The 13,278-nt window shown below is 58.0% G+C and carries 13 protein-coding genes and 1 tRNA gene; 11 read left to right on the top strand and 3 right to left on the bottom strand.

Features of this window, described 5'->3' with window-relative positions; all coding sequences use genetic code 11:
- Positions 1–55 precede the first annotated feature (55 nt).
- The 6 genes from EDC39_RS02655 to EDC39_RS02625 all read left to right on the top strand — a co-directional run bounded on the left by EDC39_RS02655 (position 56) and on the right by EDC39_RS02625 (position 6,544).
- Positions 56–478, top strand: coding sequence for a transposase (locus EDC39_RS02655; protein WP_148894565.1), 423 nt, complete (start codon positions 56–58; stop codon positions 476–478).
- A 217-nt stretch (positions 479–695) separates the two neighbouring features.
- Positions 696–1,814, top strand: coding sequence for a CNNM domain-containing protein (locus EDC39_RS02650; RefSeq protein WP_148894563.1), 1,119 nt, complete (start codon positions 696–698; stop codon positions 1,812–1,814).
- Between the two features lie 69 nt (positions 1,815–1,883).
- A complete protein-coding gene (locus EDC39_RS02645; RefSeq protein ID WP_148894561.1) occupies positions 1,884–2,831 on the top strand; it encodes a transposase in 948 nt (315 codons plus the stop codon).
- Between the two features lie 237 nt (positions 2,832–3,068).
- Positions 3,069–3,467, top strand: coding sequence for a DUF4019 domain-containing protein (locus EDC39_RS02640; RefSeq protein ID WP_148894558.1), 399 nt, complete (start codon positions 3,069–3,071; stop codon positions 3,465–3,467).
- A gap of 152 nt (positions 3,468–3,619) precedes the next feature.
- On the top strand, positions 3,620–5,086 hold the full coding sequence (locus tag EDC39_RS02635) for a M48 family metallopeptidase (protein WP_187426607.1): 1,467 nt from the start codon (positions 3,620–3,622) through the stop codon (positions 5,084–5,086).
- 384 nt (positions 5,087–5,470) lie between these two features.
- Positions 5,471–6,544, top strand: a complete 1,074-nt coding sequence (locus EDC39_RS02625; protein WP_148894552.1) for a S1C family serine protease — start codon at positions 5,471–5,473, stop codon at positions 6,542–6,544.
- 122 nt (positions 6,545–6,666) lie between these two features.
- Here EDC39_RS02625 and EDC39_RS02620 read toward each other — a convergent pair whose 3' ends face one another.
- Genes EDC39_RS02620 through nadB form a run of 3 tightly spaced genes read right to left on the bottom strand, consistent with a single transcriptional unit; the run spans position 6,667 to position 8,762 of the window.
- On the bottom strand, positions 6,667–6,876 hold the full coding sequence (locus EDC39_RS02620) for a hypothetical protein (protein WP_148894550.1): 210 nt from the start codon (positions 6,874–6,876) through the stop codon (positions 6,667–6,669).
- Between the two features lie 4 nt (positions 6,877–6,880).
- Positions 6,881–7,153 carry a chorismate mutase gene (locus EDC39_RS02615; protein ID WP_148894548.1) on the bottom strand — a complete coding sequence of 91 codons (273 nt, stop codon included), beginning with the start codon at positions 7,151–7,153 and terminating at the stop codon, positions 6,881–6,883.
- Between the two features lie 16 nt (positions 7,154–7,169).
- Positions 7,170–8,762: an L-aspartate oxidase gene (nadB, locus tag EDC39_RS02610; protein ID WP_148894546.1), complete on the bottom strand. Its 1,593-nt coding sequence runs from the start codon at positions 8,760–8,762 to the stop codon at positions 7,170–7,172.
- A gap of 180 nt (positions 8,763–8,942) precedes the next feature.
- Here nadB and EDC39_RS15690 point away from each other — a divergent pair, with 180 nt between their 5' ends.
- From EDC39_RS15690 to EDC39_RS02585, 5 genes are all read left to right on the top strand, one after another.
- Positions 8,943–9,518, top strand: coding sequence for a lytic transglycosylase domain-containing protein (locus tag EDC39_RS15690; RefSeq protein ID WP_148894544.1), 576 nt, complete (start codon positions 8,943–8,945; stop codon positions 9,516–9,518).
- Entirely contained in the window at positions 9,515–10,105 is a 591-nt protein-coding gene (pgsA, locus tag EDC39_RS02600; RefSeq protein WP_281289715.1) for a CDP-diacylglycerol--glycerol-3-phosphate 3-phosphatidyltransferase, read from the top strand. The genes EDC39_RS15690 and pgsA overlap by 4 nt, the downstream gene beginning before the upstream one ends.
- 109 nt (positions 10,106–10,214) lie before the next feature.
- Positions 10,215–10,289, top strand: a tRNA-Gly gene (locus tag EDC39_RS02595).
- A gap of 120 nt (positions 10,290–10,409) precedes the next feature.
- Positions 10,410–12,608, top strand: coding sequence for a bifunctional 23S rRNA (guanine(2069)-N(7))-methyltransferase RlmK/23S rRNA (guanine(2445)-N(2))-methyltransferase RlmL (gene rlmKL / locus EDC39_RS02590; protein WP_148894542.1), 2,199 nt, complete (start codon positions 10,410–10,412; stop codon positions 12,606–12,608).
- Positions 12,605–13,258: a hypothetical protein gene (locus EDC39_RS02585; protein WP_148894540.1), complete on the top strand. Its 654-nt coding sequence runs from the start codon at positions 12,605–12,607 to the stop codon at positions 13,256–13,258. The genes rlmKL and EDC39_RS02585 overlap by 4 nt, the downstream gene beginning before the upstream one ends.
- The last annotated feature ends 20 nt before the right edge of the window (positions 13,259–13,278 follow it).

Raw genomic sequence — 13,278 nt, 5'->3', positions numbered from 1 at the left:
CTGAACAACAGGCCGAGAAAGTGCCTCGGCTACCGGACGCCCCAGGAAGTGTTCGATGAAGCCAGGGGTGGTGCACTTGCAAATTGAATCCACCCTCGCAGAAGAAACCAAAGGGGTCAGGCTTGACGAATGGGTAAAGCGGTTTAACATCCAAACCCGCCATAAAAACCCGCATCCATTTTCCCGGCACCACCTGTCAGCCATGTTGCGTGGCAATGCCGGGCAGGACATTTTCCTTGACGCGGCTGATCGCTCTCGCTTCTGTCTTCTGCTCCAGCAAGACTCCGAACAGTTCGGGGTTCGGATTCATGCCTTTTGCCTGATGTCCAATCATCTGCATCTTGCCTTGCAGGTAGGAGAGGTGCCCCTGTCCCGCTTCATGCAGAACATCAGTTTTAGCGAAAGCGCTCTGGCGACTCTTGTGAGGCGCATGATCGTTCCGGGTCAGAGTGTCAAATTTCAAGCAATCGTCGCCTGAGGGCGAATTGTGGATTTTCAGGGGCGATTATTAATGTAGAATTGTGTGATAGGCGGTTGTTGGGACGTTGTATCAGCAAGTCCCCTCCCGGGTACCTGGTTTTACGCCGGGGCAGAGCGCCCAGGCGGTCGGGGTTTTTCAACCGGACCGGCAAAATCGGGCAGCTATAGTCGCGCGGGGACACTCAATCTGCCAACCGGAACACCGGCCGAATTCTATGGGCTTACTCTTTTTCTACCTGTCACTGGCACTGTTCGTGTCTTTTCTGTGCTCGGTACTCGAGGCAGTGCTGCTTTCCATAACACCATCCTATATTGCATCAATGGATGACAACTCCCGGGTGAAGGTGCTCCTCGAGGAGTTGAAAAGCGATATCGACACCTCCATATCGTCCATCCTGATTTTGAACACTATTGCCCATACCATGGGAGCTGCGGGGGTCGGTGCCGAAGCGGTGCGGATTTTCGGTGTGCAGTGGCAAAGCCTGATCGCGATCATCCTGACTTTGCTGATCCTGTATTTCTCGGAAATCATCCCCAAAACCATAGGTGTGACCTATTGGCGGCAGCTGGCCAAGCCTACGGCTTATATCATCAAGTTTCTAACCCGCATTTTGTTGCCGCTGTTGTGGGTTTCTCATCTCATCACCCAGCACATCCAAAAACCCGCCGACAATGCCCCGACCCGGGAAGAAATTGCCGCCATGGCGGAAATGAGCGAAGAACACGGGATTCTCGCCGAAGAGGAAAGTCAGCTGATTGAAAACCTGCTGCAGCTGAAGCAGGTCAAGGTCGAGGACATTCTCACGCCCCGCAGCGTGGTTTTTGCACTGGATGGCGCTGAAACAATCCAGAACGCGTTGGCGTATGATGACCTTTACATCTTTTCGCGCATACCCGTTTTTGAACAGACGCCTGACAATATTACCGGACTGGTATTTGCCAGAACGATTCTCAAGGCCGCGTCTCAGGACAGGAAGATAAACCAGCCCCTGAAAGAGATCATGACACCCATTCACCGGGTTCCGAAAGATATGCCGGTGTACCAACTCATGGATCAGTTTATCAGGCGCAAGGAACACCTCTTTCTGGTGCATGATTCCTATCTTCAGTATTCCGGCATAGTGACCCTGGAAGATGCGCTGGAAGCGTTGCTGGGACGGGAAATTGTCGATGAAGCCGACAAGGTGGCAGACATGCAGCAGTATGCGCTGGAAAAAGCCGCAATCTGGAAGCAGCAGCTGAAGAAACGGCAGGCGGAAACCGGTGGGCAGAGACCGGCTGACCGGGATGATGAGCAGCCTCCCCGCTCGGACGAAATCCGTAAGAAACCATGATGGAGAGAGGTGCCAAAGAGCCAAAGGGGTCAGGCTTGACAAACGGGTAAAACGATTTAACAGCCAGGCATGCCGAGAAAACCTCGCATACATTTCCCAGGCGCCACCTACCACGTCATGCTACGTGGCAATGCCGGGCAGGACATTTTCTTTGATGCGTCCGATCGCTCTCGCTTCTGTCTTCTGCTCCAGCAAGGCACCGAACGGTTCGGTGTTCGGATTCACGCCTTTTGTCTGATGTCCAATCATTTGCATCTCGCCTTGCAGGTAGGTGAGGTGCCTCTGTCCCGCTTTATGCAGAACATCAGCTTCCGCTATACCCAGTACCTCAACCGCAAACGCAAGACGACCGGACATCTTTTTCAGGGGCGTTACAAGGCATTGCTGGTTGATGCCGACAGCTACCTGCTTGAGCTGGTGCGCTATATTCACCTCAATCCGGTCCGGGCCGGCATGGCAAATTACCCTGACGAATGGTCGTGGTCCAGCCACGGTGCCTATCTCGGCCGGCAGACGTTCCCCTGGTTGACCACGGAATGGATATTGGGGCAGTTGGCAACGGAAGAGGACAAAGCAATCGAACGGTATCGGCAATTCGTTAGCGATGGCCTTCACGAAGGACATCGGAAGGAATTCCATCGGGGCTCCTTTGAGGGTCGGGTTCTGGGCGACGATACTTTTATCGAAAGGGCAATGGCACGTTCCGAGCAGACAATGCTTCGTAAATTGTCTGTCGAGGAGGTCATGAGCACAGTGGCTTCCGCCTATGACCTGAACCCGGAGGAGTTGGCAGATCGCAGTCGGAATCGAAAGCTTGCCGAAGCTCGGGCCATGGTGGCGTTGCTGGTGCGTGAATCTGAAGGGATGACTCTGACAAGTCTGGCAGACTGTCTGGGACATGAGCTGGCGGGGCTGAGTCAGGCGGCCCGCCGGCTGGAAATCCGGATTGCGACAAATGCCGGTTTGGCGGAGCATTTCGAGAGGGTGAAAGCGCAATTGTCAAATTGTCAATCCTGACCCCTACCTTGACCCTCAACGAAGAAATCTCCATCCGCCTGGTCATTGCCGCCCTGATCATTCTCGGCGGCATCAGTCTGGCGGTCGTCAATCCCGAGAACCTGTTTTCAACACGCTGAACGAAACCGAACCAAAAGGGGGAGAGTAGAGGGCAGGTATCTGGCTGAATTTCTTGACAAGGAGAGGAGAAACCGTTAATCAGAGGGTGTTGCAATGAAGGATTAGGGGAGGGGGCAATTGAAATTCCCGATTTTTACAATCTTCCTTTTCGTACCCATCTTCCTGTTGGGCACTCTTTTCCCGGCCTTCGCGTCTGACAGTGTAGAGCGCCAGGCCATACAATCCGCAACGACCTTTCTACATCTCGTCGACAATGGGGACTGCGCCGATAGCTGGTCAGTGGCCGCCACCATTTTCCAGAAGGGGATTAGTCGAGAAGACTGGATTCAACGGGTAGCTGTAGTTCGCAAGTCCCTTGGTCCTCTCCAGGAACGTTCCCAGCTTAACGCAAAATATACGAACAACCTGCCTGGAGCACCAGGCGGGGAGTATGTGGTCATTTTTTTCAAGACAAAATTTCAGAACAAAGAAGAAGCCATTGAGACCGTCACCGTGGTGCTTGAAGGTGATGGGTAGTGGAAAGTTGCGGGGTACTACATCAGGTGAAAAATAGGCATTGTGTCCCCGGAATTTTCAAGACCTTGCTGGACAATGCTCAGCCTGTGCCAAAAAGAGGCGCCGCTTTTTTCCGACGTTAGGTGCCAATGGCAAAAGAAGGAGATCACGTTATGATTAGCCGTATGTGGCTTTTTGGCCTTCTCCTTGCAGTTCCACTGATTGGTTTTTTAGTCGCAGAGGGGATTCAGGAACACTTCAACGCAGAGCTTCGTTCAGCTTTCCTAAAGCAGTTGCCAGGTGCAGACCCGGTTATAGTTGCAAACCTCACCCTTGACCGCCTCTGTGAAGATAACCCCTCAGAATTTCGTGATATATGTAGTACGAACGACAACCTGAATCTCATGAGTGGAGCTGCGGTGAGCGCAGGGCTCGTAGGGCTTCTGCTTCTCCTTGTCATTCGAGTCGCGGGCTCTCTTGCTCGAGGCAATCGCCGCCTCCTACTGTGGTTGTTCAAGCCCGGTCTATACCTGACAGGCCTCGTTCTCGTCGGCCTTGTAGTTGTACATGCAGGAGTTGCCATGGGGGCGATCTACTACGGCGAATCCACTCTCATCGGGCGGATCCATGTTGGAATCATAGGCGCAATTGCGCTTGGTGCTCTCGTTGGAGTCATTGCGATCGCACGTAACGCCTTCTCGCTCGTTCGCAAGGCGCAAACCGTTGTAATCGGCAAGGCACTGTCACAAAATGAAGCACCGAGTCTTTGGAGATGCGTCGAAGGGATCGCTGATCGATTGAACGCCCTTCATCCAGATAACATCGTCTTGGGGCTCGACCCTAACTTTTTCGTAACGGAAGCGGAAGTGGCATGCCTTAGCGGTAGTTATACTGGCCGGACTCTTTACTGCTCCCTTCCCCTCATGCGCATTCTCAACCTGAAGGAATTTGAGGCGATAGTTGGTCATGAGCTCGGCCATTATAAGGGGCTTGACACCAAATTCAGTCAGAGGTTCTTTCCAATCTACCGAGGCACTACGAACGCAATCGTAGAACTCCAAGAGACTGGCGGAGACGGAACGAAGGCTATTGCACTCCTTCCGGCAATTGCTGTGTTCAGCTACTTCCTTGAATCATTCTCTGTTGCCGAGAGTCGAATTAGTCGCGACCGAGAACTAGCCGCCGACAAGGAGGGTGCCACAGCAAGTGATGGGCGCTCACTTGCCTCTGCCCTCGTAAAGGTCCATGCCTTCTCTGGTTTCTGGGAAGGTCTTCAATACGCAGCCGTAGAGGCTCTCAAACAGGGTAAGGCATTCATCAACGCAAGCAAGGCATACGCTGAGGTAATTGCAGGGCACGCCAAGGCTGATGCCTTGAAAGGCCTTGCCGATACGCACCTCAGTCACCCAACGGACTCACATCCTTCCTTGGCAAGCCGCTTAGGGTCGCTTGGCATCTCGATGGACGACGTGGAAACCGATGCTCTGAACGTAAGTCCAACGTTGGCAGCTATCGAGCTGGTGATGCAGTCGGAGCGGTTAGAGGAAGAGATCAGCGATGCATACCAGGTATTCTTGGCTAGACAACTTGGTATTAATCTTGATTCCACAGCTCACAGCGACGAGCAAGGTGGCAACTAACAAAGACATGGAGATGGATTGAGAAAATCTGGCGTTTTCCTCAACCACTCATACCCAACGGTAGGGCTAAAAAGGAAAAAGTAATGGCGACCTATAAGGAAATACAAGATGATGTTAAGAGAAGGTATGGCCTGACCGTAAAGACGTGTTGGATTGCTCATGTTAAAGAAATCAATGGATTAAGCCCACGAATAGCACCAAATCGGAAATCTCCACACATACGAAAAAACCCGTGTCCTGAGAACATTATATCTTTTATTGAAGATTCTATGCGGCTACTTGGGATGATCAAATGAATGATACTAAGCCCATCTTGAAACCCTTAGTATTTGATTGTTTGAAGTGGGCTGAGCTTATGCTTCGCGCCTTAAAGGAGGTTTGCTGATGCTAAAATATTCTCAAGTTAACACCATTTTCAATATAACGACACACGAAATTCGTAAGGTCTTTACACTTGTTTTAAGCACTATTTTTCTGGCAGCCATACCCTCTATAGTTTTAGCGCAGACAGCTCAGGAAATAGCAAGGAAGGCCTTCAGCTCAACCGTGCTCCTCGTGATGGAAGACTCTAACGGTCAGCCCCTCTCCCTAGGCAGTGGCTTTTTCGTTCGTAAAGGCGAGATTGCAAGCAACCTTCATGTTGTCGAAGGTGCCGCAAGAGGATACGCAAAGATAATCGGTCAGAAAACAAAATACGACATCGAGGGCATTACTGCTGTAGACCCTGAACGGGACCTTGTGGTTCTCAAAATCTCTGGTGCTCGTGCAGGAGTAGTTACCCTTGGCAATAGTGAATCTGTTCAGGTTGGAGAAATCGTCTATGCCGTTGGAAACCCTCAGGGATTGGAAGGCACATTCTCACAGGGCATCGTCAGTAGTATCCGAGAAATTGGAGCTGACAAGCTTCTGCAGATTACAGCCCCTATCTCTCCAGGTAGCAGTGGTGGTCCGGTGCTGAACGGTAAAGGCGAGGTAATCGGGGTTTCAGTAGCAACTTTCAAAGGTGGACAGAACCTGAACTTCGCAATCCCATCGAACTATTTGAAGTCATTGCTTGAAAAGGTAGGCCCGGCAAAGCCACTAGGACAAGCAAAACCGACAAAGCCTCAGAGATCAATATTGTCAAATTTGGGCGGTCGTGGCTCAGAGGGGGTGATTGGTGGCCAGTTGACCTGGACATATGAAACATTACAGTCCGGTGAGTATGCCATTTCACTCCGAAACAAACTCCGCGATAACGTTAGAAACATATACTGCCTTGTGATTTTCTATGATTCGCAAGGCTATCCGATAGATGTGGATGTTGTGCACCATCGTGGCGTTATTCCAGCGGGACTAGCCAAACGCGTAACGAGTCGCGTCGATGGCAGTGTCCAAAAGCTTACTACACCGGTAGGGTCTATGAGTCCAAGAACTAAAATCGAGTTTCGAATTCTGGATTTCGAGATCGTGAATTGAAAATGAAATCGCCTAACCACTTATCAGGCAAATGCACTCGGACTGTACAGAGATAGTTATCACCTGACATTTTTGCTCCTAACTAGCTGACGGCTCCTCCACCACGGATGAGCCGTCTTTTTTCACTCTTCTTTCGGTATCTTGAACACCTCCAGCACCCCGTTGAAGCATTTCAACTGTCCGGGATCGATCTTGGCGGTATCGCCGATGACGCCGATGATGATGTGGTTGGCGCCGGTTGACTGGTGAAAGTCGTAGTCCTGGTCGACGAGAAACTGCTTCACCTGCCGGATCTGCTCTTCGGTGACCTTTTTCTTCATCACGATCAGCATGGTTTTAGTCTCCTTTGGCGCGGGCCCGCTCCAGGCTGCGGGATTCGTCGATCACGCGCTCGAACAGGCGGACGATCGCCTCGTTCGACAGGGGGCCGGGATTGTCCTGCTGTACCCGTTCAAGGATGCGCTTTTCCCGGTCCGGGTCGTAGATCGGCAGCCCGCGCTCCTTCTTCAGGGCGCCGATGTCGAGGGCCAGCTGGGCCCGCCGGTTGAAAATGCGCAGCAGCTCGCTGTCGAGCCGGTCGATCTCCTCGCGAATCTGGTCGAAATCCAAAACGAAAACTCCTGTATCAATCATCCCTGCGGACCAGGGTGTCCCTGTTCCACGCTTCACTGGTTTGCGGATAGTCGATGGTGTAGTGCAGCCCCCGGCTCTCCTTGCGCGCGAGGGCGCAGCGGATGATCAGCTCTGCCACGGTGGTGATGTTGCGCAGCTCGACCAGGTCGGACGTAAGGTGGAAATCCCAGTAGTATTCGTTGATTTCCTCCTGGATCATCCGGATTCTGCGCTCGGCGCGCAACAGCCGCTTGGTCGAGCGGACGATGCCGACGTAGTTCCACATGCAGCGGCGCACTTCGTCCCAGTTGTGGGCGACCACCACTTCCTCATCGCTGTCAGTGGCGTTGCCGCTGTCCCAGGCCGGGACGGAGAGCGGCAGGCTGGCCTCGTGCTCCAGCCTCTCCAGCGAGCGGGCCGCCGCCCGGTCGGCGAAGACGACCGCCTCGAGCAGGCTGTTGCTCGCCAGCCGGTTGGCGCCGTGCAGGCCGGTGCAGGCCGTTTCCCCGATGGCAAAGAGGTTGGGGATGTCGGTTTCGCCGTGCGCGTCGACCCGGACACCGCCGCACAGGTAGTGGGCGGCGGGAACCACCGGGATCGGCTCTTTTGTCATGTCGATGCCGTAGCGCAGACAGTTGCGGTAGATGTTCGGAAAACGGTCCTTCAGATAGTCGGCGCTTTTGTGAGTGATGTCGAGAAAGACGCAGTCATCGCCGTGGATCTTCATCTCGTTGTCGATGGCGCGGGCGACGATGTCGCGCGGCGCCAGATCCTTCAGGGAATGGTAGCTTTCCATGAAGGCGGTGCCGTCGGCCCGGCGCAGGATGGCGCCTTCGCCCCGCACCGCCTCGGAGATGAGAAAGGACTTGGCGTGCGGGTGGAAGAGGGTGGTGGGGTGGAACTGCATGAATTCCATGTTGGCCACCGTCGCTCCCGCCCGGTAGGCCATGGCGACGCCGTCGCCGGTGGCGATGTCGGGGTTGCAGGTGTAGAGGTAGACCTTGCCGGCGCCGCCGGTGGCCAGGGTGGTGATCGGCGCACCGAAGGTGATGATCTCGTTGCTGGCCTGGTCGAGCACGTAGGCGCCGAGGCAGCGGTCACCCTCGCCGCCGGCACCGATCTTGCGGGCGGTGATCAGGTCGATGGCGATATGGTTTTCGTAGACGGTGATGTTCGGGTGCCGGCTGATCGCCTCGACCAGGGCCCGCTCGATCTCCTGGCCCGTCATGTCCTTGAAGTGGAGAATGCGCCGCTGGCTGTGGCCGCCCTCGCGCGTCAGGTCGAAGGTGTTGTCGTCGCGGCGGGTGAACTGCACCCCCCAGCGCACCAGGTCGCGGATCGCCTCCGGACCGCTTTCGACGACCATACGCACGATGTCGGGCCGGGACAACCAGGCGCCGGCGACCATGGTATCTTCGACGTGCTGGTCGAAGCTGTCGGCGGACGAGCTGACGGCGGCGATGCCTCCCTGCGCCAGGTTGGTGGCGCTGTCGTCGCTCTTGCTCTTGGTAACGATGCAGACGGTGCCGTGATCCGCCACCTTGAGGGCGTAGGAGAGGCCGGCGATGCCGCTGCCGATAACCAGAAAATCGGATGTTATTTTCATAAACGCACTACCGGGCGGGCGGAGAGTGCCGCACATGCCGTCCGCCATGACGGGTTGGGAATCGGGCTCCAGGTTGACACGATTCTCCATTATCCGCATCCGCTTCCCATCGTGTCAACCAAATTCAATGGGCATAGTCTGTTGAATTTTCAGGCCTTTTGGGGTATACAGGCCCTCTGTATGAAAGAGATCGTCCGCAAATGCCTGCCGCCGGCATGCCTGGTCCTGGGCCTGGCTCTGGCGGTTGCCCGGCCGGCGCCGGCCGAAATCTACCGTCAGGTCAGACCCGACGGCTCCGTCGTCTTTACCGACACCCCGCTCGAGGGCGACTGGCAGCTCTATTTCAGCCGCGAAAACAGCATCTATGACATCATCGACTATTTCGCCCGGCTCTACGGCCTGGACGAGGCCCTGATTCGTGCGGTGATCAAGGTCGAGAGCGATTTCGAACCGGAAGCGGTCAGCCGCAAGGGGGCCATGGGCATGATGCAGCTGATTCCCGGAACTGCGGCCGAATTGGATGTTGTCAATCCGCTCGATGTCGTCGATAATATCCGTGGCGGAAGCCGTTACCTGCGGCGGATGCTCGACATGTTCGACAACGATCTCGACCTGGCCCTGGCCGCCTACAACGCCGGTCCGTCGGCGGTGCGCAGATACGGCGGCATCCCCCCGTATCCGGAAACGCAACGCTACGTCCGCAAGGTCAGGCATTACTTCGAAATCTTTCGCCAGCAGACAGAGCCGACATTGTGAATATCAGAACCGGAATCTTCAATCTGCCCAACCTGTTGACCATGGGGCGCATCCTCGCCGTTCCCCTGGTCGCCTGGCTGCTGACCTACGACAGCCGCGCTGCCGGCATGTGGGCGGCCAGCGTCTTCGGCCTGGCCGCCATAACCGACGCCTTCGACGGCTGGCTGGCACGCAAGTGGCAGGTCGTCAGCGTGTTCGGCAAGTTTCTCGACCCGCTGGCCGACAAGCTGCTGGTGATGGCGGTGATGATCATGCTCATCCCCCTGGGAAGGGTGCCCGCCTGGATGGTGCTGGTCATCCTGTCGCGCGAGATCATCATCACCGGCCTGCGCTCAATCGCGTCCTCAGAGGGTGTGGTCATCGACGCCAGCCCCCTGGGCAAGTACAAGACCATCTTCCAGATGAGCGCCCTGCCGGGGCTGATGCTGCACTACGACTTCTACTGGTTCTTCGGACTGCCGATAGAGCTCTTTCATGTCGACATGCACAAGGTCGGCATGTTTTTCTTCGTCATCGCCCTGGTGCTGACCGTCGTTTCCGGTCTCGACTACCTGGTGCGGTTTTTCAGCGTGATTTCAAGAAAATAGCCGATTTTTCAGGACTTTCGGCGCCAGCCGAAAAAAGTGATTTTTTTGTTTGACTTGCCAGTTTCGTTTTGCTATAAATTGCCCCGCCTCGCAAGGGCAACACCGACAAGCGGGAATAACTCAGTGGTAGAGTGCGACCTTGCCAAGGTCGAAGTCGCGGGTTCGAATCCCGTTTCCCGCTCCAGAGAATCAACCCCAGGGCGACACGCCCTGGGGTTTTTTCGTTGGCAGGCTGACGCAAAACCGTTGCGGTCGGCGTGCCTGCCGTCATGACGTTTCTCAACACCCTGGCAGAGGATCCGCCATGCGTTTCTTCGTTCCGGTACCGCAAGGACTGGAAGAACTTCTGCAGGCCGAGCTGGCCGAACTCGGCGGCCGCGAGCTGCGCCTGACCCAGGGCGGCGTCGGCGGTGTCGGCGAACTGGACACTCTCTACCGCCTCTGTCTCTGGTCGCGTCTGGGCAGCCGGGTGCTGCTCGAGCTGGCGACCTGGCAGGTCGCCGGTTACGACGATCTCTACCGCGCCGCCCGCAGCTTTGCCTGGCGGGAGCATGTCGTTGACGGTGGTAGCTTCGCCCTGTCGGCCACCAGCCGCCGCTCGCCGCTCGACCATTCCGGCTTCGCCGTTCTCAGGGTCAAGGACGCCCTGGTCGACTCCCTGCGCGCGCAGACCGGTCGCCGGCCGGATGTCGACACCGAAAACCCGGACGTGCGCTTTCACCTCTTTCTGGCCGGGAACGAGGCGCGCCTCTATCTCGACTTTTCGGGTCCGGGCCTGCACCGGCGGGGCACCCGTACCGGGGCGGGGCAGGCGCCGCTGAAAGAGAACCTGGCCGCCGCCCTGCTGATCAGGGCCGGCTGGCCCGAGCTGGCGAAGAGCGGCGCTGCGCTGCTCGATCCGATGTGCGGCTCCGGCACCTTTCTGCTCGAAGGGGCGATGATCGCAGGCCGCATCGCCCCGGGACTGCGCCGGGAGCGGTTCGGATTCGAGGCCTGGCCCGGCCACCGGCCGCATCTCTGGCGCGAGCTCAGGGACGAAGCCGCGGCCATCGCCGACGAGCACCGCCCGCTTGTGCCCCGGATTCTCGGCTTCGACGCCGACGGCGACATGATCGCCATCGCGCGGCGCAATCTGGCCGCCGCCGGCCTGGCCGACCAGGTCGTCGTGCGCGCGCGGCGGATCGAGGAGCTGGCCGCCGCCGAACTGCCGGACGGTCCGGGACTGCTGGTGGTCAATCCGCCCTACGGCGAGCGTCTCGGCGACCGGCTGGCCCTCAGGAACCTCTATGCCGGCATCGGCGAACTCTTCGCCGCGCTTTCCGGCTGGCGGGCCGGCCTGCTGACCGGCGACCCCGACCTGGCGCGGGCCACCGGATGGGCGGCGAAGCGCTCCAGCCGGGTCAAAAACGGTCCCCTCGACTGCCGCTTCTATCTCTTCGACCTGAGCCCGAAACATCGCCGGCAACGGGCCGAAAGTCCCTGGCAGGAGCGCGCCCGCCGGGACGGCGAGATGTTCCGCAACCGGCTGCGCAAGAATCTGCGCCGCCTGCAGCGCTGGGCGAACGAAGAGCAAATCGCCTGTTTTCGCATCTACGACCGGGATATCCCCGAGTTCGGCCTGGCGGTCGATCTCTACGGCGACCGGCTTCACGTCCAGGAATTTCTGCCTCCGGCGCATGTCGACGAGCGCCTGGCCCGGGCCCGGCTGGAGGTCGCGGTCGGCATTCTGCTGGAGGAATGCGGCCTGCCCGCCGATCGCCTCTACTGCAAGGAGCGGCGCCGGCAGAAGGGAAGGGAACAGTACCGGCCGCTGGCGCGCAAGGGAGAGCTGTTCGAGGTCGAGGAGGACGGACTGCGTCTGCTGGTCAACCTGCAGGACTACCTCGACACCGGGCTCTTTCTCGACCATCGGCCGGCCCGTCGCCTGATCCGTGAACTGGCCGCCGGCCGGCGCTTTCTCAACCTCTTCTGCTACACGGCCAGCGCCACGGTGCACGCCGCCGCCGGCGGCGCGAAAACGACGACCAGCGTCGACCTGTCGCGCACCTATCTCGACTGGGCCGAAAGGAATCTGCGCCTGAACGGCTTTCACGGCCGTCGCCACCGGCTGGTGCGCGCCCACTGTTTCGAGTGGCTGCGGCGGGAGCGGGCCGAATACGACCTGATCTTCTGCGATCCGCCGACCTTCTCCAATTCGAAGAGCTTTGCCGGCACCTTCGACGTGCAGCGCGACCAGGTGAAGCTGCTCGAGCTGGCCATGCGCCGACTGGCGCCGGGAGGCCTGCTGATCTTTTCCACCAACAGGCGCGGGTTCAGGCTCGATCCCGAAGTCGAACGGCGCTGGTCGGTGGAGGACTGGACCGAACCCTCCCTGCCGCCCGACTTCGGCCGCCGGCCGCCCATCCACCGCTGCTGGCTGATCCGGCACGCGGCGGACCTTGACCCTCGTCAAGGACAGGGCGGCGCCAATGCGCAGAATGGGGGAGAAAGGATACGATCATGAACCGAGTCCTCATCCTGCTGCTGCTTGTCGTTTTTGGCGTCGGCAACGCCTGGGCGATGCCGGCCATCGAATGCCACTGCTTTCGCGACCGCGAATTCGACCCCGCGCGCCCGGCTGCCACCGACGACTATATCCTGGCCACCTGCCAGAACAGCCTGCTGGCCCACCTGTTCGCCAAGAACAAGAAGGAGATCGTTCGCGCCCGCATGTCCGGCGTCGCCTCGCGCGATCTCTGGCTGGCTTTCTACCTGGAGCGAAAGACCGGGCAGGGTGCCGGCTCCTGGCTCGAAAGAAAGGGCGGCGGCACGAGCTGGATCGCGCTGGCGCCGAAGCGAATCCTGCAGGAGCTGTCGCCGGCGAAAAGGGATGACGACGCCCTGGCAGCGGCCGTCATCGACCGGATGCTGGCCGAAGGGCTCGGCGTCGACGCCGGGGCGCTGCATACCCTGCGGCAGCGGGGGACGGACGACCGGCAGCTGATCGCCGGCTGCGTTCTCGGCCGTCTGCTCGGGCGCAGCCCGGTCGACCTTGTCCGAAAGGTGGAAGACGGCAAGACGACCTGGGGCCTGCTGGTGGCCGAGGCGCGCCTGCGGCCGACCGAACTGAACGGCGCCATCGGCCGGCTGGTCGCCCGAAGTGGCGGGCGATAGAAGACATAAGACGAAGGAAG

This window comes from Geothermobacter ehrlichii, assembly GCF_008124615.1.
Classification (GTDB): Bacteria; Desulfobacterota; Desulfuromonadia; order Desulfuromonadales; family Geothermobacteraceae; genus Geothermobacter; species Geothermobacter ehrlichii.
The sequence above is the reverse complement of the archived record's forward strand: the minus strand, read 5'-3'. Positions and strand labels throughout refer to the sequence as shown.